The organism is Pseudolysinimonas sp. (genome assembly GCF_057350545.1).
Map to the genome: position 1 here is coordinate 1 of NZ_JBMRCP010000056.1, position 21,448 is coordinate 21,448.

The 21,448-nt window shown below is 70.4% G+C and carries 21 protein-coding genes and 1 pseudogene; 12 read left to right on the forward strand and 10 right to left on the reverse strand.

Features of this window, described 5'->3' with window-relative positions:
- The coding region (locus ACO1X9_RS07695; RefSeq protein WP_486350236.1) for an SDR family NAD(P)-dependent oxidoreductase at positions 1 to 369 on the reverse strand (369 nt) is incomplete at its 3' end.
- A gap of 37 nt (positions 370 to 406) precedes the next feature.
- Between ACO1X9_RS07695 and ACO1X9_RS07700 the strand changes: the two genes are divergently transcribed.
- Positions 407 to 1,573 carry a flavin-containing monooxygenase gene (locus tag ACO1X9_RS07700; RefSeq protein ID WP_486350237.1) on the forward strand — a complete coding sequence of 389 codons (1,167 nt, stop codon included), beginning with the start codon at positions 407 to 409 and terminating at the stop codon, positions 1,571 to 1,573.
- Between the two features lie 45 nt (positions 1,574 to 1,618).
- Here the strand turns inward: ACO1X9_RS07700 and ACO1X9_RS07705 are convergent, their stop codons facing one another.
- Positions 1,619 to 2,083, reverse strand: coding sequence for a hypothetical protein (locus tag ACO1X9_RS07705; protein WP_486350238.1), 465 nt, complete (start codon positions 2,081 to 2,083; stop codon positions 1,619 to 1,621).
- Positions 2,084 to 2,181: 98 nt separating this feature from the next.
- Here ACO1X9_RS07705 and ACO1X9_RS07710 point away from each other — a divergent pair, with 98 nt between their 5' ends.
- The 3 genes from ACO1X9_RS07710 (at position 2,182) to ACO1X9_RS07720 (ending at position 4,189) form a co-directional block, all read left to right on the forward strand.
- Positions 2,182 to 2,637 (forward strand): hypothetical protein, encoded by a 456-nt coding sequence (locus ACO1X9_RS07710; RefSeq protein ID WP_486350239.1) that lies wholly within the window; start codon positions 2,182 to 2,184, stop codon positions 2,635 to 2,637.
- A 65-nt stretch (positions 2,638 to 2,702) separates the two neighbouring features.
- Positions 2,703 to 3,647, forward strand: coding sequence for a hypothetical protein (locus ACO1X9_RS07715; protein ID WP_486350240.1), 945 nt, complete (start codon positions 2,703 to 2,705; stop codon positions 3,645 to 3,647).
- 254 nt (positions 3,648 to 3,901) lie between these two features.
- Positions 3,902 to 4,189: a YgjV family protein gene (locus tag ACO1X9_RS07720; RefSeq protein ID WP_486350241.1), complete on the forward strand. Its 288-nt coding sequence runs from the start codon at positions 3,902 to 3,904 to the stop codon at positions 4,187 to 4,189.
- On the opposite strand, the gene ACO1X9_RS07725 is transcribed toward ACO1X9_RS07720, so the two are convergent.
- A complete protein-coding gene (locus tag ACO1X9_RS07725) occupies positions 4,165 to 4,365 on the reverse strand; it encodes a hypothetical protein (protein ID WP_486350242.1) in 201 nt (66 codons plus the stop codon). The genes ACO1X9_RS07720 and ACO1X9_RS07725 overlap by 25 nt on opposite strands.
- A gap of 32 nt (positions 4,366 to 4,397) precedes the next feature.
- Between ACO1X9_RS07725 and ACO1X9_RS07730 the strand changes: the two genes are divergently transcribed.
- Positions 4,398 to 4,739, forward strand: coding sequence for a hypothetical protein (locus ACO1X9_RS07730; protein ID WP_486350243.1), 342 nt, complete (start codon positions 4,398 to 4,400; stop codon positions 4,737 to 4,739).
- A 33-nt stretch (positions 4,740 to 4,772) separates the two neighbouring features.
- Here the strand turns inward: ACO1X9_RS07730 and ACO1X9_RS07735 are convergent, their stop codons facing one another.
- On the reverse strand, positions 4,773 to 5,726 hold the full coding sequence (locus ACO1X9_RS07735; protein WP_486350244.1) for an L-lactate dehydrogenase: 954 nt from the start codon (positions 5,724 to 5,726) through the stop codon (positions 4,773 to 4,775).
- A gap of 67 nt (positions 5,727 to 5,793) precedes the next feature.
- Positions 5,794 to 6,870, reverse strand: coding sequence for a redox-regulated ATPase YchF (ychF, locus tag ACO1X9_RS07740; RefSeq protein WP_486350245.1), 1,077 nt, complete (start codon positions 6,868 to 6,870; stop codon positions 5,794 to 5,796).
- A gap of 41 nt (positions 6,871 to 6,911) precedes the next feature.
- Here ychF and ACO1X9_RS07745 point away from each other — a divergent pair, with 41 nt between their 5' ends.
- The 3 genes and pseudogenes from ACO1X9_RS07745 to ACO1X9_RS07755 all read left to right on the forward strand — a co-directional run bounded on the left by ACO1X9_RS07745 (position 6,912) and on the right by ACO1X9_RS07755 (position 10,020).
- Positions 6,912 to 7,559, forward strand: a complete 648-nt coding sequence (locus ACO1X9_RS07745; RefSeq protein ID WP_486350246.1) for a hypothetical protein — start codon at positions 6,912 to 6,914, stop codon at positions 7,557 to 7,559.
- A 54-nt stretch (positions 7,560 to 7,613) separates the two neighbouring features.
- Entirely contained in the window at positions 7,614 to 8,204 is a 591-nt protein-coding gene (locus ACO1X9_RS07750) for a 3'-5' exonuclease (protein ID WP_486350247.1), read from the forward strand.
- Between the two features lie 92 nt (positions 8,205 to 8,296).
- Positions 8,297 to 10,020: pseudogene (locus tag ACO1X9_RS07755) on the forward strand (gamma-glutamyltransferase family protein).
- Between the two features lie 18 nt (positions 10,021 to 10,038).
- Here the strand turns inward: ACO1X9_RS07755 and ACO1X9_RS07760 are convergent.
- Positions 10,039 to 10,509: a hypothetical protein gene (locus ACO1X9_RS07760; RefSeq protein WP_486350248.1), complete on the reverse strand. Its 471-nt coding sequence runs from the start codon at positions 10,507 to 10,509 to the stop codon at positions 10,039 to 10,041.
- A 111-nt stretch (positions 10,510 to 10,620) separates the two neighbouring features.
- Complete coding sequence (locus ACO1X9_RS07765; RefSeq protein WP_486350249.1) at positions 10,621 to 12,114, reverse strand: CoA-acylating methylmalonate-semialdehyde dehydrogenase; 1,494 nt, start codon at positions 12,112 to 12,114, stop codon at positions 10,621 to 10,623.
- A 96-nt stretch (positions 12,115 to 12,210) separates the two neighbouring features.
- Here ACO1X9_RS07765 and ACO1X9_RS07770 point away from each other — a divergent pair, with 96 nt between their 5' ends.
- Positions 12,211 to 13,608, forward strand: coding sequence for a DNA recombination protein RmuC (locus tag ACO1X9_RS07770; protein WP_486350250.1), 1,398 nt, complete (start codon positions 12,211 to 12,213; stop codon positions 13,606 to 13,608).
- A gap of 86 nt (positions 13,609 to 13,694) precedes the next feature.
- The gene (locus ACO1X9_RS07775; RefSeq protein WP_486350251.1) at positions 13,695 to 14,867 is read left to right on the forward strand and encodes an iron-containing alcohol dehydrogenase; all 1,173 of its coding nucleotides are present in this window, start codon (positions 13,695 to 13,697) and stop codon (positions 14,865 to 14,867) included.
- Positions 14,868 to 14,999: 132 nt separating this feature from the next.
- On the opposite strand, the gene ACO1X9_RS07780 is transcribed toward ACO1X9_RS07775, so the two are convergent.
- From ACO1X9_RS07780 to ACO1X9_RS07790, 3 genes are read right to left on the reverse strand one after another with little or no spacing between them, the layout of a single operon-like run.
- Positions 15,000 to 17,000: an ABC transporter ATP-binding protein gene (locus tag ACO1X9_RS07780; RefSeq protein ID WP_486350252.1), complete on the reverse strand. Its 2,001-nt coding sequence runs from the start codon at positions 16,998 to 17,000 to the stop codon at positions 15,000 to 15,002.
- Complete coding sequence (locus tag ACO1X9_RS07785) at positions 17,000 to 18,733, reverse strand: ABC transporter ATP-binding protein (RefSeq protein ID WP_486350253.1); 1,734 nt, start codon at positions 18,731 to 18,733, stop codon at positions 17,000 to 17,002. Before ACO1X9_RS07785 ends, ACO1X9_RS07780 begins: the two co-directional genes overlap by 1 nt.
- The gene (locus ACO1X9_RS07790) at positions 18,733 to 19,353 is read right to left on the reverse strand and encodes a TetR/AcrR family transcriptional regulator (protein ID WP_486350254.1); all 621 of its coding nucleotides are present in this window, start codon (positions 19,351 to 19,353) and stop codon (positions 18,733 to 18,735) included. The genes ACO1X9_RS07785 and ACO1X9_RS07790 overlap by 1 nt, the downstream gene beginning before the upstream one ends.
- Positions 19,354 to 19,421: 68 nt before the next feature.
- Here ACO1X9_RS07790 and ACO1X9_RS07795 point away from each other — a divergent pair, with 68 nt between their 5' ends.
- Positions 19,422 to 19,784 (forward strand): ArsR/SmtB family transcription factor, encoded by a 363-nt coding sequence (locus tag ACO1X9_RS07795; protein ID WP_486350255.1) that lies wholly within the window; start codon positions 19,422 to 19,424, stop codon positions 19,782 to 19,784.
- Positions 19,781 to 21,439: a SulP family inorganic anion transporter gene (locus tag ACO1X9_RS07800; protein ID WP_486350256.1), complete on the forward strand. Its 1,659-nt coding sequence runs from the start codon at positions 19,781 to 19,783 to the stop codon at positions 21,437 to 21,439. Before ACO1X9_RS07795 ends, ACO1X9_RS07800 begins: the two co-directional genes overlap by 4 nt.
- Positions 21,440 to 21,448: the final 9 nt, after the last annotated feature.

The following is a 21,448-nucleotide window of genomic DNA, read 5'->3' on the forward strand; positions in this document are numbered from 1 at the left end:
CAGGTAGCCGAGCACCTTCTCCTCGAACTCCTCGCGCAGCGCGTCGTCGGAGGTCTGCGACGCGATCGTGTTCTTCGCCGCCGTCCACGGCGCGGCGGCGGTGTTGACGAGGATGTCCACGCCGCCCATCGCGGCGACCGCCTCGGCCACCCCGGTCTGCACCGACGCGTCGTCGCGCGAGTCGATCGCGACGCCGTGTACATCTCCCCCGGTCTCCGCGGCGAGCGCCGCGGCGATCTCGGCGACGTCGTGCCGTGCGGCGACCGTGACGACCGCGCCCTCCCGCACGAGTGCGACCGCGGCCGCGCGGCCGATCCCCTTCGTTCCGCCGAGGACGAGTGCGCGCTTACCGGTGAGCTGGAGGTCCATCCCTCCACGCTACCCACGCGGCCCTACAGTGTGATCCGTGAGCGAAGACGCCCTCCCCGAACGTGTCCGTGCCGTCGTGGTGGGCGCCGGCCCCGGCGGTCTCGCCGCGGCCGCCGAGCTGCAGCGCGCGGGAGTCGAGACGCTCGTGCTCGACAAGGCCGATCGCGTCGGTTCGAGCTGGGTGACGCACTACGACCGCCTGCATCTGCACACCTCCCGCGGACTCTCGCACCTGCCGGGCTACCCGATCCCGCGTCGCTTCGGCCGCTGGGTGGCGCGCGACGACGTGCTGCGTTACCTGTCCGACTACGCGGCCCACCACGAACTCGACGTGCGGCTCGGGGTGACGGCCACGGCGGTCGAGCGCGGTCTCGACGGATGGAGCGTCGCCTGGACGCGCGGGGCCGAGAAGGGCCGGCTCAGTGCCGACGTGGTGGTCATCGCGACGGGCTACAACCACACCGCGAAGCTGCCCGACTGGCCGGGGCTCACTGAATACACGGGCACGGTCGTGCACTCGAGCGCGTATCGCAACCCGTCCGCTCTCGGCGCGCGCGACGTGCTCGTCGTCGGACCGGGCAACAGCGGGGGCGAGATCGCCGCCGACCTCGCAGAGGCAGGCGTCGCGGTGACGCTCGCGATGCGCACCCCGCCGAATATCGTGCTGCGCTCCGTCGCCGGCATCCCGACGACCCGTCTCGTCGTCTCGATGTCACCGCTTCCGGAGAAAGTGCAGGATGCGCTCGCCCGGTTCCTGCAGCGCCTCGTCGTCGGCGACCTGCGCCGCTACGGCATCCCGAAGGCGCCCCGAGGGATCGTGAGCCAGCAACGCCTCGACGACGTCACGCCGACGATCGACGTCGGTCTGCTCGCTGCGCTGCGGGCAGGCAAGGTGCGAGTCGTACCCGCCGTCGCCTCGCTCACGCGCGACGCCGTCGTGCTCGCCGACGGCTCGGAATTGCGGCCGGATGCCGTGGTCGTCGCGACCGGCTTCCAGCGGGGACTCGAGGGCCTCGTCGGCGACCTCGGGGTGCTCGCCCGCTCGGAACGTCCGCTCATCAATGCCGACGCGCAGCTCGCCGCGCATCCGGGACTCTTCTTCCTCGGCTACTCGAATCCGATCACCGGCAACCTCCGCCAGCTCGGCATCGACGCCCGCAAGATCGCGAAGAAGGTCGCGCGCCTCCCCTCGTTGGTCGAGTAGCGCCGCAGGCGCGTGTCGAGACCCGCGGGGAGGTGACCTCGGCCGTCAGTGCAGTTCGGGGTACCGCGCCGCGCTGAGAACCGACGGCGGCCACCCCCAGCGCTCCTCGAGGAGCGCGACATCCACGTCACCGCCCCAGCCGCGCGCGTCGATGCGGCGCTCCCATTCGACGCACACGTCGACATCCTCGCGTGTCACCGCGTAGGAGTCCCCCGACGCGCCCGACACCGCGATGAGCAGTACGCCGTTCCGGTGAACGGCGGTGTAGACGGTGCCCGACCCGAGCGGCGCCGACAGCTGGACGCCGTCCGGCGTGCCGCCGAGATCCAGGATGCGGGAGCGTGCCTCCGCGTCGTCGCCGCACCGCATCGCCAGTACGAAGCGGTCACCCTCGGCCTCCTTCGGACGGGGGATCACCCCCGTGAAGTACCTGAGGGCGTGGTGGAACTCCCGCCACTCCTCGGCCGGATGCGACCGCGCCCAGTGTTCGTCGCGAGGTGCCGACTCCATCCCCTCATCCTCCGGCATCCCGCGGATCGATCCCGAGACGGACGACGATCGGGCTTCCGGCGGACGCGGCGGTGAGCCCGGGCCGCGAGAGTCGAAGCATGTCACGATTCGACTCCGCCACCTCCGCCGCCGTCGCGTTCGGCGCCGGCATCCTGCTCCTCGGCTCGCTCGCCGGCTGCTCCGCGATCAGCGACGTGCTGAGCAAGCAGCACCGCGAGCAGTTCGCCACCTACGACCAGGCAGCCGAGGGCTGGGTGGGGGTCGGCATCCCGCACTGGATTCCGACCGACGCCACCGACCTGCGCAACCTCGCCACGGGCGACGAGACCGTCGCGGTCGTGCGGGTCGTCACCGACTCGCCGCTGCCGGACGACTGCGCGACGGTCGAGAGACGGGGCATCCCGACGCTCGCGGCCGACTGGGCCGACCTGAATTGGTCGCCCGACGGCTTCCCCGACGAGGTCCAGGGCTGCGGCGACTACGAGGTCGTGCCGACCGACGACGGTTGGCTCGGCTGGTTCAACGCGACCGAGCCGGGGCAGACGCCGGGCTGATCCCGGGGCGTTGCGCCGCGCCGATATAGTGTCGCCCAGCTAACACTCAGGAGGGGTGGCACCACATGGCAGAGCGCAGCAGCCGCAGCGGCAAGAAGGTCGTCAAGGTCGAGGTCGAGGGCCCGACGGCGGAGGAGCAGAAGGCCTCCAAAGCAGAGGTGAAGGCCGAAGCCGACCGTCGCGTGCGCGAGGGCGAGGGCTGGCAGGCCTCCGCCGAGGCGAAGAAGGGCGCGTCGACGAAGCGCGTCATCGCCGTCATCCTGTGGGCCGTCGCGATCATTCTCGAGGGCGTCGGCGTCTGGTACGTGCTCACGCAGCTCGACGACGGTCAGCCCAGCTGGTTCCTGTGGGCGGCGATCGGCCTGCTCGTCGTGCTCGGCATCCTGACGATCATCGGCTCTCAGCTCTGGAAGGCCGCCAACCAGGCCGACCCGGCCTCCCGCCAGGAGCCGGTGAAGTTCTTCGTACAGAACCAGCTCGGCGCGATCATCCCGATCATCGCGTTCGTGCCGTTCATCCTCGTGCTCGTGCTGAGCAAGAACGTCGACGGCAAGACGAAGGGCATCGCGGGTGCCGTGGGCGGCGTCGTGCTCATCGCGGCCGTGCTGCTCGGCATCGAGTACAACCCCAACTCGCTGGAGTCCGAGACCGAGGGCGACATCGAGCAGGAGCAGGAGGTCGAGGCCGCCAACGAGGGCCAGGTCGACGAGTACACCGCGATCGTGCAGCAGATCACGGGCGCGAACGACGTCTACTGGACGCCCCAGGGCAACGTCTACCACCTCTGCGACAGCGTCGACGAGTTGCAGCTCGAGTCGCAGGACGAGGAGAACAACATCATCAAGAGCGGCACCGTCGAGACGGCGCATGCCGACGGCAAGGTCGGTCTGACCAAGGAGGTCACCGAGGAGATCGAGGCGTGCGGCTTCGAGCTTCCGGCCGACATCGACACGATCGAGACCGAGGTCGACAACCTCCGCGACGACCCGAACTACGGCACCACCAACTGATCCACGTCGTTCCACGATCGGCGCTCGTCTCCCCCGGGAGGCGGGCGCCGATCCCGTTGCCGGATCGATCGCTGCGTACTGAGTGCGAAGGTCCCCCCGAACCTCCGCACTCAGTACGAGCAGCCCCCCGGCCGACATACCCCCTGAGACAGGTATAGGCGCTGGGCGCGCTCCCCGAGCAGGACGTTGGTCCCGTGACGGAGAATGAGGGGAGGACGCGACACCGCCGTCGCGCGCCGGAGAGGAACACCGCCATGGATGTCTGGATCGAGGTGTTCGGCTGGATCGGCTCCGGGCTGCTGATCGTGTCGCTGCTGCAGGGGAAGATGCTGCGGCTGCGCGTCATCAACTCCATCGCGTCGGCGATGCTCGTCTTCTACAACGTGCTCGTCGAGACGTGGCCGATGGTCGCGATGAACGCCGCCGTCATCCTCATCAACGCGTGGCACATCTGGAAGATCACGCGCGAGCGGAAGGCAGCGCTGGCAGCTGACTCCCCGACCGACGCCGGCGAGGATCAGCGCTCGTTGCCCCGGCGGTAGTTGCCGGTGGCTCGGGCGAGCAGCTCCTGATCCTGCGCCGGATCGGCACCGAGCATCCCGATCAGCCGCTCGGCGCGTGAGCCGGCGATCGTCACGATCTGGCGCCCACCGCGGGACACGAGGATGCGCCCATCCTTCGTGATCCGGTAGTCGAAGGGGTCGTCGTCGAGGCCCATGCCCTCATCCTCCCCCGTCATACCCTCGGGGGATGGAGTACGTCGACCACGAGCCGGGCACCTGGTTCCTCGTCGAGGAGGAGGGCGTCCTCTACCTCGACGCCCGCTACAGCTACAGCGCGCTCATCGACGACTCGGCCCTCATCCGCCTGAGCGACACCGAGGTCGCCGCGTATCGGGCGGGTGGGCGGGACGCGCTCTCGGAGCTCGCTCGCGGCATCCACCACAGTGCGCCCTACCGCCCGGAGTCGGAGTATTTTGCGCGGGACCTGTACCGAGGGCCCGATGGGCAGGCGCATCGGGATGCCGTCTCCGCGGCGATCGCCGACCACACGTGGGCCGCCGAGCAGCGGCGACGGTCGGGCCCGGAGTAGAGCGCCCCCGCCGCCAGAGGAAGAATCCGCGGCTCAGCCCCGCAAGTCGTCGGCGACGCGGCGCACCGCAGCCGCGGACCGCTCGAACGCCTCGCGCTCGACCGGGTCGAAGTCGAGGCCGTCGACCGGCACTGCGCCCTCGGAGCTGACGACAGACGGCACGGACAGGGCGACCCCGCTCACCCCGTACGCGCCGTCGAGCACCGTCGAGACCGGCAGCACGGCCCGCTCGTCACGCAGGATCGCCTCGACGATGCGCGCGCTCGACAGCCCGATCGCATAGTTCGTCGCGCCCTTGCCCTTGATGACCGTGTACGCGGCGTTGCGCACGTCGTCCGCGATCGCATCCAGCTCGGCGACCGTCATCCGCGGGCGTCCGTCGACCTCCCAGTCGAGGATCGGCACCGTGCCGATCGTCGCGCGCGACCAGAGCGGGAACTCCGAGTCGCCGTGCTCGCCCACGATGTAGGCGTGCACGCTCGACGGCGACACCCCCGCCCGCTGCGCGAGCTTCCACCGCAATCGGGAGGTGTCGAGCACGGTGCCCGACGCGAAGACGCGCTTCGCCGGCAGGCCCGACGCCTGCTGCGCGAGGACGGTGAGCACATCGCACGGGTTGGTCACGATGACGTAGACAGCGTCGGGCGCGACCTCGAGCAGCTTCGGCATGAGCGAGCCGAGGATGCGCGCGTTCGTCGCCGCGAGATCGAGCCGCGACTGCCCGGGGTCCTGCTTGGCCCCCGCCGTCACGACGACGACGTGCGACCCCGCCGCGACGGAGATGTCGGAACCCCCGGAGACCTCGCTCGACCCGGTGAACTGGGTGCCGTGCGCGAGGTCGAGCACCTCCGCGTCGACCTTCTCGGTCGCGATGTCATAGAGCGCGACGTGCCGCGCCGAACCGCGGATGAGCGCCGCGTAAGCGACCGACGTGCCGACACTGCCCGCGCCGACGACGGTGAGTTTGGAGTTCTCGATCACACCCATGGGTCCATGCTGCCCGTGCGGCGGCCGAGGCAGCCAGGGCCTAAGGTCTCAGCGCGGTCCCCGAGTCCTACACGTTGAAGCGGAACTCGACGACGTCGCCGTCCTGCATGACGTAGTCCTTACCCTCGATGCGCGCCTTGCCCTTCGCGCGGGCTTCGGCGATGGACCCGGTCGCGACGAGGTCGTCGAACGAGACGATCTCGGCCTTGATGAAGCCCTTCTCGAAGTCGGTGTGGATGACGCCCGCCGCCTGCGGGGCCTTCCAGCCCTTGCCGATGGTCCAGGCGCGCGACTCCTTGGGGCCGGCGGTGAGGTAGGTCTGCAGTCCGAGGGTGTCGAAGCCGATGCGGGCGAGCTGGTCGAGTCCCGACTCCGTTTGCCCGGTCGACTCGAGCAGCTCGGCGGCGTCTTCGGGCGAGAGGTCGATGAGCTCCGACTCGACCTTCGCGTCGAGGAAGACGGCGTTGGCGGGGGCGACGAGAGCTGACAAGGCATCCCTCTTCTCCGGCGACGTCAGCACCGACTCGTCGACATTGAAGACGTAGATGATGGGCTTCGCGGTGAGCAGCCCGAGCTCGCGCAGCAGCGGCACGTCGACACCGGTCGCGCGCGACAGCGGCGTGCCGGCCTCGAGCGCCTTCTGGGCGGCGAGCGCGGCATCCAGAACGGCGGGGTCGAGCTTCTTGCCCCGCACCTCCTTCTCGAAGCGGGCGACCGCCTTCTCCAGGGTCTGAAGGTCGGCGAGCGCGAGCTCCGCGGTGATGACCTCGAGGTCGTCCTTCGCGTCGACGACGCCGGCGACGTGCACGACATCCGAGTCTTCGAAGCCGCGCACGACCTGCGCGATCGCGTCGGCCTCGCGGATGTTGGCGAGGAACTGGTTGCCCAGACCCTCACCCTCCGACGCGCCCTTCACGATGCCGGCGATGTCGACGAACGAGACCGTGGCAGGGAGGATGCGCTCGCTGCCGAAGATCTCGGCCAGCACCTTGAGGCGCGGGTCGGGCAGGTTCACCATGCCGACATTCGGCTCGATCGTCGCGAACGGGTAGTTCGCCGCGAGCACGTCGTTCTTGGTGAGCGCGTTGAAGAGGGTGCTCTTGCCGACGTTGGGGAGTCCGACGATGCCGATAGTCAATGCCACGGGGTACGAGCCTACCGGCGAGGCATTCCTAGACTGACCGCATGATCCCGGTGCCGCCGTTCGCCGACGTGGCCGAGGCGCGGCTCTTCCTGCGGCAGCTGTCGGCGCATCTCGCGGCCCTCGACCGCGATCGTGTCACGCTGCCGACGTTCATCCTGTTGAGCACGCTCGAGGGCGTCCACAACTCGATCCGACGCACCCACCCCGACCGCGCGGACCTCGCGCCCGTGCACCTCCCCGCGTCGGTGCTGCGGATCGCGCTGCTCAGTCGCTTCCCGGTGCGGTGGACGCCGCAGGGCCTGCACGCGGCCCTCGCGGCGGGCGACGACTGGTCGCGCGCCGAGCCGTCGACCGCAACGGAGTTCCGCGACGGCGACGACCCGATCATCACGGCGACCCGCTCGACGGCGGGGCTCTGGACGGTGACGCACTCCGAGCGCGGCAGCACGCACGTCACCCACGAGGGCCTCGACGATGCCGCCTATGTGCAGAAGCTGCTCGACGACGCGCGCGGGCATCCCTACCCCTACGGATGGAAGACGGACGACCTCGAGGGTCTCGACGAGGTCATGCGCTCGGGTGGCGCGGCGCGCGAGCACTGGGAGTCGGGCGACGGCCGCCTGCCGTACCTCACCAACTGGATCGACCAGCGCGACGACGTGCTCTCGGGGCGCGACCGCGAGAGTTAGCCCGATCCGGCGTGCCCGCCGGGCGGTGTCGGGTGCCCGTGTCAGAGTCGGCATGTGCCGCTCGACTTCACCGCCATCGACTTCGAGACGGCGAACTCGTCGATGGCGAGCGCGTGCTCGGTCGGCCTCGTGAAGGTGCGCGACGGTCAGGTCGTCGATCGCATCGGGTGGTTCATCCGCCCGCCGCAGGGGCACGACCACTTCATCGAGTGGAACACCCGCATCCACGGCATCACCGCCGACATGGTGCTCGACGCGCCGACCTGGATCGAGCAGATGCCCGACCTCGCCGCGTTCGCCGGCGACGACCTCCTCGTCGCACACAACGCGGGCTTCGACATGCGCGTCATCACGACGGCCTGCGCCACCACCGGCATCCCGACGCCGCTCTATTCCTACTTCTGCTCGCTGCAGATCGCGCGCAGCACCTACCAGCTCGACTCCTACAAGCTGCCGTCGGTCGCACTGGCCGCCGGGTTCGCCGACTTCCCGCACCACGACGCCGTGGCGGATGCCGAGGCGTGCGCGGCGATCATCATCCACGCGGCCGACAAGTACGGCGCCATCGACGTGCCCGAGCTCGTCGCCCACGCCGGCGTGCGCATCTCGGCGATCCAGCCACCCGCCGCCGCCCTCGCGGGCTGACCGCGCCGACCCCGCGGGGTTAGCGTGATCGGGTGACGTTCACACCGGCTCCCGCGTTCCGCACGCGCCCCGAGCTGCGCGGCACGTTCGGGATGGCGGCATCCACGCACTGGCTCGCCACCGCCACCGCGCAGGCGGTCCTCGAGCGCGACGGCAACGCCTTCGACGCGGCGGTCGCCGCCGCGTTCACCCTGCACGTCGTCGAGCCCCACCTCAACGGCCCGGGTGGCGACCTCGTCGCCCTCGTGCACGCCGCCGGCGAGCCCGCGCCCCGAGTGATCGCCGGGCAGGGACCGGCTCCCGCGGGCGCGACGATCGAGCACCACCGGGCGGCCGGCTTCTCCGAGATGCCCGGTGCGGGGCTGCTCGCCGCCGCGATCCCCGGTGCCGTACCGGCGTGGTTGCAGCTGCTCGAGGAGCGCGGCACGTGGGAGCTCGCCGACATCTTCGCGTTCGCCCTCGGCTACGCGCGCGACGGGCATCCGATCCTCGCCGCCACCGTCGCCACGATCGCCCGCGTGCGCGAACTGTTCGAACGGCACTGGACCGACTCGGCGCAGCAGTGGCTGCCCGAAGGACGCCTCCCCGAGCCCGGGCAGCTCGTGCGCAACGAAGCCTGGGCACGCACGCTCGAGCGGCTGCTCGCCGCCGGGGCCGGAGCGACGACCCGTGAGTCCCGCATCCGCGCCGCCCGCGATGCCTGGTCGCGCGGATTCGTCGCGGCCGCGATCGAGGATGCCGTGCGCACCCCGTCGCGGCACTCCTCGGGCATCGAGGCACCGGGCGTGATCACCGCCGCCGACCTCGCGGGGTGGGGTCCTGGGGTGGAAGAACCCGTCGTGCTGGCGTTCCGCGGCGTCGAGATCGCGAAGGCGGGAGCCTGGAGCTCGGGACCGACGCTGCTCGCGGCCCTCGCCATCCTCGACACCCTCCCCGACGAGCGGCTCGACCCGTCGACCGAGCTCGGCGTGCACACCATCGCGGAGGCACTCAAGCTCGCGCTCGCCGACCGCGACGCCTACTTCGGCGACCCGTCGAGGGTTCCTGTCGAGGCGCTGCTCGATCCCGCCTACGCCCGGGAGCGTGCGGCGCTCATCGGCGACACCCCGTCGGCGGAGTTCCGCCCCGGCGCCCCGGGCGGCGCGACACCGTGGACTCCCCCGCTGCTCGGGCCGACGGGCGCAGTGCTCGACGGCACGGGCGAGCCGACCGTGCGCCGCGACGGCGCCACCCGCGGCGACACCTGCCACCTCGACGTCATCGACCGGCACGGCAACATCGTCTCGGCGACGCCCTCGGGGGGCTGGCTCCAGTCGTCGCCGTACCTGCCCGAGCTCGGGTTCTGCCTCGGCAGCCGCCTGCAGATGGGGTGGCTCGACCCGACATCCCCGTCTGCGCTCGCCCCGGGGAGGCGGCCGCGCACGACGCTCGCGCCCACCCTCGTGATGCGCGGAGGCCACACCGTCGAGGCGCTCGGCACGCCCGGCGGTGACCAGCAGGACCAGTGGCAGGTGCCCTACCTCCTGCGCCGCATCGTCGGCGGCTACGACCCGCAGGCGGCCATCGACGCGCCGACCTTCCACACGACCTCGCACGTGTCGTCGTTCGAGCCCGCGTGTTCGAGCCCGCCGGGCTCGTCGTCGAAGACCGGCTCGGCGACGCCGTCATCGACGGGCTCGCGGCGCGTGGGCACGACGTGACCCGCGCGGGCGACTGGACGCTGGGCCGCCTCTCCACCGTCGGGGTGGGTGACGACGGCATCCTGTTCGCGGCGGCCAACCCGCGTGGGGCGCAGGGCTACGCCGCGGGTCGTTAGTCGCCCGCCGGCCGGTCGTTAGTCGGTCGAGCCTGCGGGCGGGTGGAGCAGCAGGTCGGCGCGCTCGGCGAGGTACGCCGCGAACGGCACCGCCGCTCCCCCGGGCGTCCACAGCACGCCGAGTCCCTCGTCGAGCGCGACGAGCGGCGGATCGGCGGCGTCGAGGTCGAGCGGCCTCGCGTCGATCACGGCGGTGGCCCCCTCGGGTACCCCGGCCCGCAGCAGCACCGCGCGCAGCTCGTTGCGCTCGAGCGCCGCCGCCGAGCGGTGGTTGGGATGCGTCGGTCGGGTCACGACGAGCACGTCACCCGTCGCGAACACCGTCCCGTCGTCGGCGAGACAGAGGGCACCGAGCCGCCACACCTCGCCGACGGGACGCAGCTTCGTGCGACCGAACGCGCCGCGCAGGGCCGCGACGCGCACCTCGGTCGGCGCCCCGGCATCCCGGAGCTTCTCGACCGTCGCGTCGACGACCTCCTCGGCATCCATCACCCCATCCTCTCGCTTGGCTCCATCTGCGCGCGGATGGACCCACCTGGATGCGGGTCCGACCGCAGTTGGCTGGAGCCAAGCGGGGATGGAACTCGGCGGAGCCCCCGCTCAGTTCGTCGGGAAGCCCAGGTTGATCCCGCCGTGCGAGGGGTCGAGCCAGCGCGACGTGACGGCCTTCTGCCGGGTGAAGAAGTGGATGGCGTCGGGGCCGTAAGCCTTCGTGTCGCCGAAGAGCGAATCCTTCCAGCCGCCGAACGAGAAGTAGCCGACCGGCACGGGGATCGGCACGTTGATGCCGATCATCCCGACCGTCGCCTCGCGCTGGAAGCGTCGGGCCGCCCCGCCGTCGTTCGTGAAGATCGCGGTGCCGTTGCCGTACTGCGAGCCGTTGATGAGCGCGAGACCCTCGTCGTACGACTCGACCCGCACGACCGACAGCACGGGACCGAAGATCTCGTGCGTGTAGACGTCGGAGGTGGTCGGAACGCGATCGATGAGGGTCGGGCCGAGCCAGAAGCCGTCGCTCTCGCCGTCGACCTCGATGCCGCGGCCATCCACGACGAGGTCGGCGCCGTCGGCCGTCGCGACGTCGAGGTAACCCGCGACCTTGTCGCGGTGCTCCTTCGTGATCAGCGGACCCATGTCGCACCCGCGCGTGCCGTCGCCGACCTTCAGCCCCGACATGCGCGACACGATCTTCGGGATGAGGTCGTCCGCGATCGGCTCGACCGCCACGACGACCGAGATCGCCATGCACCGCTCCCCCGCCGAGCCGAAGCCCGCGTTGACGGCGGAGTCGGCGACGAGATCGAGGTCGGCGTCGGGCAGCACGAGCATGTGGTTCTTCGCCCCGCCGAGGGCCTGCACGCGCTTGCCCGCCGCGGTGCCGCGCTCGTAGACGTACTTCGCGATCGGCGTCGAGCCGACGAAGGAGATGGAGGCCACATCCGGGTGGTCGAGGAGACCGTCCACCGCGACCTTGTCGCCGTGCAGCACGTTGAGCACGCCGTCGGGCAGGCCCGCTTCCTTCATGGCCTGCGCCATCCAGATCGCCGCGGACGGGTCTTTCTCACTCGGCTTCAGCACGACGGTGTTGCCGAGAGCGATCGCGATCGGGAAGAACCACATCGGCACCATCGCCGGGAAGTTGAAGGGCGAGATGATGCCGACGACGCCGAGCGCCTGACGCAGCGAGTAGACGTCGACACCGGTCGAGGCGTTCTCGGTGTACTCGCCCTTCGCGAGGTGCGGGATGCCGCAGGCGAACTCGATCACCTCGAGGCCGCGGGCGATCTCGCCGAGAGCATCCGGGGTCACCTTGCCGTGCTCGCTGGTCAGGATGGCGGCGAGCTCCTCCTTGCGCGCGTTGACGATCTCACGGAAGGCGAAGAGCACGCCCTGCCGCTTGTTCCACGACGCATCCGACCACGCGGGGAACGCGGCCTTCGCGGCGGCGACCGCGGCGTCCACATCCTCGGAACTCGCCAGTCGCACCTCCTTCTGCACGACGCCGCGTGCGGGGTCGTAGACGGGAGCGGTGCGGTCGGAGGTGCCGGTGAACGCGGCTCCCGACACCCAGTGGTCGAGCACGGTGGAGGTCATGCACCCAAGCTAACCGCTTGACATTTCCCGAACATTTTCTGGGCTTTCAGAGGGTTGGTCGCGTCGGATGTCGGATGCGGTTGGGACACTCCTGATATGGATGCGACGCTCACCCTCATCATCGGCCTGCTGGTCGGTCTCGCCCTCGGCGGCGTGGTCGGCGGGCTCGTCGTGCGCGCCCGGTCGTCACGGGGCGAAGTGGATGCCTCCCCCGCCGTGCTCGAGGCACGTCACGCCGCCGCGGTGGCCGAGCTGCGCTCGCAGGAGGCCGCGGCTCGGGCCGAGGTGCAGTCGGCGCTCGCCGCCGCCGAAGCGTCGCTCGCCGGGCTGCGCTCGCAGCTCTCCGACGCCCAGGGCCAGTACCGCGACCTCATGGAGCGCTCGCGACTCGAGGCCGCCGAGCGTGCCCAGGGCGAGAAGTCGCAGAGTCAGGTGCTCGAGGCCCTCGCACCCGTCAAGGAGACCCTCTCGACCATGCAGCAGAAGGTGTCGGAGCTCGAGCAGCAGCGTCAGCTCCAGCACGGCGAGCTCACGCAGCAGCTCAAGTCGGCCGCCGAGTCGGAGGAGCGCCTCCGCGCGACCGCCGAGTCGCTCTCGTCGGCGCTCAAGAACAACGCCACCCGCGGCGTGTGGGGCGAGACGCAGCTGCGCGCCGTCGTCGAAGCGGCGGGGATGCTGCAGAACGTCAACTTCGACGTGCAGTCGTCGATCAAGGTCGAGAGCCGCGTCGCGCGTCCCGACATGATCGTGCGCCTGCCGGGCGGCAAGAGCATCGCCGTCGACGCGAAGGTGCCGTTCAACTCCTACCTCGAGGCGTCGGCGATCGCCCCGACCGCGTCGGAGGGCGAGCTCATCAAGCGCGAGGCGCTCATCAAGCAGCACGTGAAGGCCGTGCGCGACCACATCACCGCGCTCGGCTCGCGCTCCTACTGGGACGGCCTCGACTCGAGCCCCGAGATGGTGGTCGCCTTCATCCCGAGCGAGTCGCTGCTCTCCGCGGCACTCGAGGCCGACCCGACGATCATGGAGTTCGCGTTCTCGAAGCACGTCGCGCTCGCCTCCCCGGTCACGCTGTTCTCCGTGCTCAAGGCCGTCGCGGTGTCGTGGCGCCACGAGGTCGTCACGCAGGAGGCGCGCGCGCTGTTCGACGTCAGCCGCGAGTTGTATGCCCGCCTCACGACGCTCGCCACGCACGTCGACAAGCTCGGCCGGTCGATCGAGCGCAGCGTCAAGGACTACAACACGTTCGTCGGCTCGCTCGAGCGTCAGGTGCTGCCGTCGGCCCGTCGCCTGAGCCAGCTCGACGAGTCGAAGGTGCTGCCGCCGCTCGCGGAGATCGACGAAGACACCCGACAGGTCACGGCATCCGACCTCACCGAGGTCATCGAGGCCGAGTTCAAGGCGCTCGACGAGACCGGCATCGCGCGACCCGAACTCGACCTCGGATTCGACCTGTCCGAGCCGACCCCGATCAAGAAGCCCAAGTCGGCATAGTCGTGCCTGCCGCTGGGTGAAAACCCGCCGGCTCTCGTGTCGGGCCCCCCGTTATCGTGGGGGCCCGACTGTTTGCGAGGACGAGGATGACCGAGCTTTCCCCGGTGGCGTCGCTGCGTGTGCCGCGCATCCTGTTCGGTGCCGGCGTCCGCTCCCGTCTTGGTGAGGTCATCGCCGAACTCGGCGCGACGCGCCCGCTCCTCGTCACCGACGAGTTCCACGCCACGACCGGGGTGGCCTCGACGCTCGCCGAACTCGCGGTCGGGGCGGAGGTCGCCGTGTTCTCCGGCGCGGTGCCCGATCCGACCGTCACCTCGGTCGACGCGGCCGTCGCCGCCGCACATGCCCACGGCGCCGACGCCGTCATCGGGCTCGGCGGCGGCAGCCCTCTCGACACCGCCAAAGCCGTCGCACTCCTCGCGAGCCGAGGAGGACGGATGCGCGACTTCCGGGCACCCGCGATCACGACCGGCGCCGTGCTGCCGATCGTCGCGGTGCCCACGACGTCGGGGAGCGGGTCCGAGGCGACCCAGTTCACGATCATCACCGACGACTCCGGGTCCACCGCCGAGAAGATGCTGTGCTCGGGGCCCGTGTTCCTGCCGGCCGTCGCGCTCGTCGACCCGGAGCTGACGGCATCCATGCCCCCGCGTCTCACGGCCGACACGGGCATCGACGCCCTCACCCACGCCGTCGAGGCCTACGTGAGCCGCAAGGCGACGCCGCTGAGCGACCCGTTCGCCCTGCGCGCGATCACACTCATCGGTGGCAGCCTCGTGCGCGCCCATCGCGATGGCGGGGATGCCGCGGCCCGTTCCGACATGATGCTCGCGTCGCTGCTCGCCGGCATCGCCTTCTCCAACGCGAGCGTCGCGCTCGTGCACGGCATGAGCCGCCCGATCGGCGCGCACTTCGGGATCGCCCACGGGCTGTCGAACGCGCTGCTCTTCGCGGAGGTCACCCGGTTCTCGCTTCCCGGCGCCGAGCAGCGGTACGCCGAGTGTGCTCGCGCGCTCGGGGCCGCGACGGCCGACGCCCCCGACGCCGTCGCCGCGTCCGCCCTCGTCACGGCGCTCGAAGACCTCTGCACAACCCTCGGGGTGCCCGCCGCCTCGACCCTCGCCGATCCCGCCGCGTGGCGAGCCGCCATCCCCGTCATGGCCGAGCAGGCGCTCGCGTCCGGGTCGCCCGGCAACAACCCCCTCGTGCCGACGCACGCCGAGATCGCCGCCCTCTACGAACGGGTCATCGCGGGCTGACGACTTTTGTCGGGTTAGTTGCACATTGCTCCGTCTTCCGGAGTGAATCTGCAACTGCGAGTCGGTGACGCGTCGCTCAGTTGCACAGTGCGGCGGGAATACGCGGCAATGTGCAACTAAGGCGACAAGACCCTAGGCCCCCACGACCGGCTGCTCCTCCGAGTCCGACTCGACGGGGGCGGCGAACTGCGCCTCGTAGAGACGGGCGTAGGCACCGCCGCGGGCGACGAGGTCTTCGTGGGTGCCCTGCTCGACGATCGAACCCGCCTCCATCACGAGGATCAGGTCGGCATCCCGGATCGTCGAGAGGCGGTGCGCGATGACGAACGACGTGCGCTCGCGTCGCAGCTCCCGCATGGCGCGCTGCACGAGCAGCTCGGTGCGGGTGTCGACCGACGACGTCGCCTCGTCGAGGATCAGCAGCTCGGGCCGCGCGAGGAACGCCCGCGCGATCGTGATGAGCTGTTTCTCGCCCGCCGAGACATTGCCGCCTTCATCGTCGAGCACCGTGTCGTACCCGTCGGGCAGGGCGTGCACGAACCGGTCGACGAAGGCATCCGTGGCCGCCTGGAGGATCTCCTCCTCCGACGCCGACGGTCGCCCGTAGGCGATGTTGTCGCGGATCGAGCCCTTGAACAGCCAGGTGTCCTGCAGCACCATGCCGGTGCGCGAACGCAGGTCGTCACGCGTCATCGCCTGGATGTCCACGCCGTCGAGCGTGATGCGTCCCTCGTCGAGGTCGTAGAACCGCATGATGAGGTTGACGAGCGTCGTCTTGCCGGCTCCCGTGGGACCGACGATCGCCACGGTCGAACCCGGCTCCGCGACGAGCGACAGCTTGTGGATGAGGGGCTTCGCCGGGTCGTAGGAGAAGGTCGCGTCCTCGAAGACCAGGCGGCCCGCGGTCGCGGGCGGCGACACCGGGGATGCCGGGTCGGCACTCTGCTCGTCGGCATCCAGCAGTTGGAAGACCCTCTCGGCACTCGCGACGCCCGACTGCAGCAGGTTGACGATCGAGCCGAGCTGGCTGAGCGGCTGCGTGAACTGCCGGGAGTACTGGATGAAGGCCTGCACGTCGCCGATGCGCATCGAGCCGTTCGCCACCAGCACGCCACCGACGACGGCGATCGCGACGTAGACGAGGTTCCCGACGAACATCGTCGACGGCATGATGAGCCCCGAGATGAACTGGGCGCCGAAGGACGCCTTGAACAGTTCGTCGTTCTTCTCGGCGAAGCGCGCCTCGACCTCGCGGTGGCGTCCGAACACCTTCACGAGCGCGTGCCCCGAGTAGCCCTCCTCGATCTGGGCGTTGAGGGCGCGCGTGTGGGTCCACTGATCGACGAAGAGCTTCTGCGAGCGCTTCGCGATCAGCACGGTGATGACGAGGGTCAGCGGCACGGCGACGAGGGCGATGAGCGCGAGCAGCGGCGAGATGATGAACATCATCACGACGACGCCCACGACCGTGAGGATCGACGACAGCATCTGCGAGAGCGTCTGCTGCAACGACTGCGACACGTTGTCGATGTCGTTCGTCACGCGCGAGAGCAGCTCTCCGCGCGGCTGCTTGTCGAAGTACGACAGCGGGAGGCGGTGCAGCTTCTCCTCGACGTCGCCGCGCAGGCGCCGCACGGTGCGCTGCGTGATGTCGTTGAGCACGTAACCCTGCACGTACTGGAAGAGCGACGAGAACACGTAGAGCAGCAGTACGAAGCCGAGCACGAGCTGGAGGGCGGCGAAGTCGATGCCTTCGCCGGGCGTCAGATTCATGTTGCGCAGGAAGTCGGCCTGCTGCTGGTCTCCCGACGCTTCGAGGCCCGCGATGATCTGCTCCTGCGAGACTCCCGCGGGCAGCTGCAACGAGATGGCGCCCTCGAAGATGATGTCGGTCGCCATGCCGAGCACCTTCGGCCCGACGACGGCGAGCAGCACGCTCAGCACGCCGAGCAGGATGACCATCAGCACGCCGAGCCGCTCGCGGCGGAGCAACCCGAGGAGTCGCTTCGCGGAGGGGCCGAAGTTCATGCTCTTCTCGGCCGGCAGCTGCATGCCGAACGGGCCGCCGCCGCCCGGTCCGCGGCGCGGGGGCGCCGGGCGGGGTTCTTCCTCGGTGATCGTCTCGTCGGACATCAGGCCGCCTCCTCCGCCGCCAGCTGGCTCGCGACGATCTCGGCGTACTCCGCCGAGCTCTCGAGCAACTCGTCGTGTGTGCCGCGTCCCACGACGACGCCGTGGTCGAGCACGATGATCTGGTCGGCGTCGAGGATGGTCGCGACGCGCTGCGCCACGATGACCTTCGTCGCGTCGGGGACGGCACGGGTCAGCGCGGCGCGCAGGCGCGCGTCCGTCGCCGTGTCGAGCGCCGAGAACGAGTCGTCGAACACGTAGACACCCGGCCGCTTCACGAGCGCACGCGCGATCGCGAGGCGCTGCCGCTGACCGCCCGAGACGTTCGTGCCGCCCTGGGCGATGGGGGCATCCAGCTTCTCCGGCATCGCTTCGACGAAGTCGCGTCCCTGCGCGATCTCGAGGGCGGTCCACAGCTCCTCGTCGGTGGCGTCGGGCTTGCCGTACCGGAGGTTCGACGCGACGGTGCCGGAGAACAGGTAGGCGCGCTGCGGCACGAGACCGATGCCGCCCCACAGCACGTCGGGGTCGATGCGGCGCACGTCGACGCCGCCGACGAGCACCGCGCCCGACGAGGAGTCGAAAAGCCGCGGCAGCAGGTTCACGAGGGTCGTCTTGCCGGCTCCCGTGCTGCCCACGATGGCGGTCGTCGTGCCGGGCTCGATGACGATGTCGAGCCCGTGCAGCACAGGGGCGTCGGCACCGGGGTAGGCGAACGTGACGTCGCGCAACTCGAGGCGACCGGGGTCGGGAAGCGCGGTGATGCCGTCGACGGGCGGCACGACGCTCGACTCGGTCGCGAGCACCTCGCCGATCCGGTCGGACGACACCGCCGCGCGGGGGAGGAAGAACGCGAGCATCGTCGCCATGAGCACCGCCATGAGGATCTGCACGAGGTAGCTGAGGAACGCGATGAGCGATCCGACCTGCAGGCTCTGGTCTTCGATGCGGTACGAGCCGAACCACAGCACCGCGACGCTCGACACGTTGAGCACGAGCATCACGACGGGGAACATGAGGGCGAACAGCCGCCCCGCCTTCGTCGCCGTCTCGGTGAGCTCGTCGTTGGCGACGCCGAAGCGGCGCACCTCGGCGGGCTCGCGCACGAACGCGCGCACGACACGGATACCGGTGAGTTGCTCGCGCAGCACCCGGTTGACGGCGTCGATGCGGTCTTGCATGCGACGGAACTGCGGCGTCATGCGCCAGATGATGAGCCCCACCGCGACGAGCAGCACCGGCACGGCGACGACCATGATCCACGACAGCCCGGGGTCTTCGGAGATCGCGAAGATCACGCCGCCGACGGCGAGGATCGGGGTGGAGATGATGAGCGTGCAGGTCATGAGCACGAGCATCTGGATCTGCTGCACGTCGTTCGTCGTGCGGGTGATGAGCGACGGGGCGCCGAAGCGCGAGACCTCCTGCTCGGAGAAGCTGCCGACCTGCGCGAAGATCGCAGCCCTGAGGTCGCGGCCGAACGCCATCGCGACCTTCGCGCCGAAGTACACGGCGACGACGGCGCAGATGATCTGGCCGAGCGTGATCGCGAGCATGACCGCGCCGAGCCTCAGGATCAGCCCCGAGTCACCTTGCGCGACGCCGTCGTCGATGATGTCGGCGTTGAGGCTCGGAAGCCAGAGCGTCGCGACCGACTGGGCCGCCTGGAAGACGATCACGAGCAGCAGCCACGGCCAGTAGGGCCGCACGAAGCGCACGAGGATCTTGCCGAGCATCAGAGGTGCACTCCTTCGGGGAGATCGATGGTGGTGAGGATGCCGCGGGCGATGAGCCCGGAGAGCACGCCGTTGTCGAACTGGGGCATGAGGGGAAGTGCCGACGCGAACGCGACCATGCGCACGTAGTCGGCGACGATGTCGAGAGGGACGGCGAAGCGATCCATGTCCCCGACGAAGACCTCGCGCAGGATGATCGCCAGCTGCCGGTCTTCGGGATCGGGCCCGGGGTGCCGCTCCTCGATCCGCAGGGCGATGACGGCGGCCACGATGTCGCTGAGGTGGTGACGCAGCAGCGAGACCACACGGTCGAGCTTGAGCTCGAAGGGGAGCTCGGGATCGATCCCCCTCAGCGCTGCCCAGAGGTGGGTGTGGTCGAAGATGCGCTCGATCGCGGCGGCGATGAGCGACTCCTTGTCGCCGAACGCGCGGAACAGGGTGCCCTCCGCGACGCCGGCGGCCTCGGCGAGCTCGCGGCTGGAGACATCCCGGCCCTTGGCGCGCAGGAGAGGCACGACCGCGTCGAGGATGGCGTCGCGCCGGTCTTCGGGAGCGAGCGGCTTGGCGCGGGCGCGCGAGAACTCCGCGACGTCGACGAACGCTTCCCCGGCCTTGACCACCGGGTGATGCTAACTGAGTGAGCGCTCACTCCGCAAATCGTCGAGTCGGACAATATGATGACTCCATCATGTCACTAGATCGTAGTGAGCGCCCCCTCTACGAGGTCAAGGCTGGCCTGTTCAAGGGCCTCGCACATCCGCTGCGCATCCGACTGCTCGAACTGCTCGCCGACGGCGAGGAGCACACCGTCGGTGAGCTCCAGCAGGGCACGGGGCTCGAGCCCTCCCACCTGTCCCAGCACCTCGCCGTACTGCGTCGCCACCGGCTCGTCCTCTCCGAACGACGCGCGAGCCACGTGTACTACCGCATCGCCGAGCCCGAGGTCGCCGAGCTCCTCGCCGTCGCGCGACGGCTTCTCGGCGCCGTCGTCACCACCGACCACAAGCGCTACGCGGCCCTCGACGCGCTGCCGGAGTTGAGCATCCCGTGAGCGGTGTCGTCGCCCACCTCCGGCGCCTGGTGCCGTCGCCGCGCGACTACGCCGCGCTTCCGCGCACCTGGCGGCGAGACCTCCTCGCCGGCGTGACGGTCGGGATCGTGGCGCTCCCCCTCGCCCTCGGCTTCGGCATCTCGTCCGGCGCCGGCGCCGAGGCCGGCCTCATCACGGCGATCGTCGCGGGCGTCGTCGCGGCGGTCTTCGGCGGCTCGAACGTGCAGGTGTCCGGGCCGACGGGCGCGATGGTCGTCGTGCTCGCGCCCATCGTCGCCGCACACGGCATGGCCGCCGTCGCCGTCGTGAGCCTCCTCGCGGGGATCCTCGTGCTCGCGGCGGGCGTCGCGCGCCTCGGGCACACGGTGTCCTTCATCCCGTGGCCGGTGATCGAGGGCTTCACCCTCGGGATCGCGGTCATCATCTTCCTGCAGCAGGTGCCGGCACTCACGTCGTCCACGAGCGGCGCCTCGCACGGCAACGTCGTCGTCGAAGCCGTCACCGCTCTCGCCTCCGCCGATCCCGTCTACCTCGCGTGGGCCGGGGGCGCCGTCGCGATCATCGCAGCGTGCATGCTGCTCCTCCCCCGGCTGCATCGGGCGATCCCCGGGTCGCTCGTCGGGATCGTGATCGTCACGGTTCTCGTGCTCGCGGTGCCGAGCCCGCTCTCGCTCATCGGCGAGCTCCCCCACGCACTCCCGGCGCCGAGCATCCCCGTCTTCGACCCGGCGGTGCCCGGCTCGCTCCTCCTGCCTGCGGCCACGGTGGCCGCGCTCGCCGCGATCGAGTCGCTGCTGTCGGCTCGGGTCGCGGCAGGCCTCGCCGACACTGGCCCCTACGACCCCGACCGCGAACTCGTCGGGCAGGGCCTCGCGTCCGTCGCGGCGGGCCTCTTCGGCGGGATGCCCGCCACCGGGGCGATCGCCCGCACCGCGGTCAACGTGCGGTCCGGCGCGGGCACGCGACTCGCGTCGGTCACGCACGCGGTCGTGCTCCTCGTCGTCGTGCTGATCATCGCCGGACCCGTCGGCAACATCCCACTCGCCGCCCTCTCCGGTGTGCTCATGGTGACGGCGACGCGGATGGTGCACGCCGCGACGGTGCGGTCGATCCTGCGTTCGACGCGTGCGGATGCGGCGGCGTTCGTGCTCACGGCGCTCGTGACGGTGTCGGTCGACCTCATCGTCGCCGTCGGAATCGGCATGCTGGTCGCGGGCGTGTTCGCCCTCCGCGGTCTGTCACGAGCGACCGGGGTGCACCGGGAGCCCATCGCGGGTGAACCCGTCGCGGGCGATGAGCGCATCGCGATCGTCCGACTCGACGGGCCGCTGTTCTTCGCCGCCGCCGACCGCGTGCTCGACACCGTCACGACCCTCGACGGCGTCTCGGTGGTCGTGCTGCGGATGTCGAAGCTGGAACTCGTCGATGCGACGGGCGCCCACGTGCTCACGGAGATCGTGCACCGGCTCGAGGCCCGCGGGGTCACGGTCCTGCTCAAGGGGGTGCAGGAGGGGCATGCCGAACTGTTCCGCAGCGTGGGCGTGCTGAGCGCCCTTCGGCACCAGAAGCACCTGTTCGCGACGCTTCCCGACGCCGTGGAGCACGCCCGCAGTCACGTGCGGCGCGAGGAGGCCGCCGCCGACCCGCTCACGTAGGGAACGCGC

Excerpts from the sequence above, each read along its gene's own strand:
- ACO1X9_RS07705 (WP_486350238.1), bottom strand. The coding sequence starts at position 2,083 with ATGGAGTCGGCACCTCGCGACGAACACTGGGCGCGGTCGCATCCGGCC.
- ACO1X9_RS07710 (WP_486350239.1), top strand. The coding sequence starts at position 2,182 with ATGTCACGATTCGACTCCGCCACCTCCGCCGCCGTCGCGTTCGGCGCC.
- ACO1X9_RS07715 (WP_486350240.1), top strand. The coding sequence starts at position 2,703 with ATGGCAGAGCGCAGCAGCCGCAGCGGCAAGAAGGTCGTCAAGGTCGAG.
- ACO1X9_RS07720 (WP_486350241.1), top strand. The coding sequence starts at position 3,902 with ATGGATGTCTGGATCGAGGTGTTCGGCTGGATCGGCTCCGGGCTGCTG.
- ACO1X9_RS07725 (WP_486350242.1), bottom strand. The coding sequence starts at position 4,365 with ATGGGCCTCGACGACGACCCCTTCGACTACCGGATCACGAAGGATGGG.
- ACO1X9_RS07730 (WP_486350243.1), top strand. The coding sequence starts at position 4,398 with ATGGAGTACGTCGACCACGAGCCGGGCACCTGGTTCCTCGTCGAGGAG.
- ACO1X9_RS07735 (WP_486350244.1), bottom strand. The coding sequence starts at position 5,726 with ATGGGTGTGATCGAGAACTCCAAACTCACCGTCGTCGGCGCGGGCAGT.
- ACO1X9_RS07745 (WP_486350246.1), top strand. The coding sequence starts at position 6,912 with ATGATCCCGGTGCCGCCGTTCGCCGACGTGGCCGAGGCGCGGCTCTTC.
- ACO1X9_RS07760 (WP_486350248.1), bottom strand. The coding sequence starts at position 10,509 with ATGGATGCCGAGGAGGTCGTCGACGCGACGGTCGAGAAGCTCCGGGAT.
- ACO1X9_RS07765 (WP_486350249.1), bottom strand. The coding sequence starts at position 12,114 with ATGACCTCCACCGTGCTCGACCACTGGGTGTCGGGAGCCGCGTTCACC.
- ACO1X9_RS07770 (WP_486350250.1), top strand. The coding sequence starts at position 12,211 with ATGGATGCGACGCTCACCCTCATCATCGGCCTGCTGGTCGGTCTCGCC.
- ACO1X9_RS07775 (WP_486350251.1), top strand. The coding sequence starts at position 13,695 with ATGACCGAGCTTTCCCCGGTGGCGTCGCTGCGTGTGCCGCGCATCCTG.
- ACO1X9_RS07780 (WP_486350252.1), bottom strand. The coding sequence starts at position 17,000 with ATGTCCGACGAGACGATCACCGAGGAAGAACCCCGCCCGGCGCCCCCG.
- ACO1X9_RS07785 (WP_486350253.1), bottom strand. The coding sequence starts at position 18,733 with ATGCTCGGCAAGATCCTCGTGCGCTTCGTGCGGCCCTACTGGCCGTGG.
- ACO1X9_RS07795 (WP_486350255.1), top strand. The coding sequence starts at position 19,422 with ATGTCACTAGATCGTAGTGAGCGCCCCCTCTACGAGGTCAAGGCTGGC.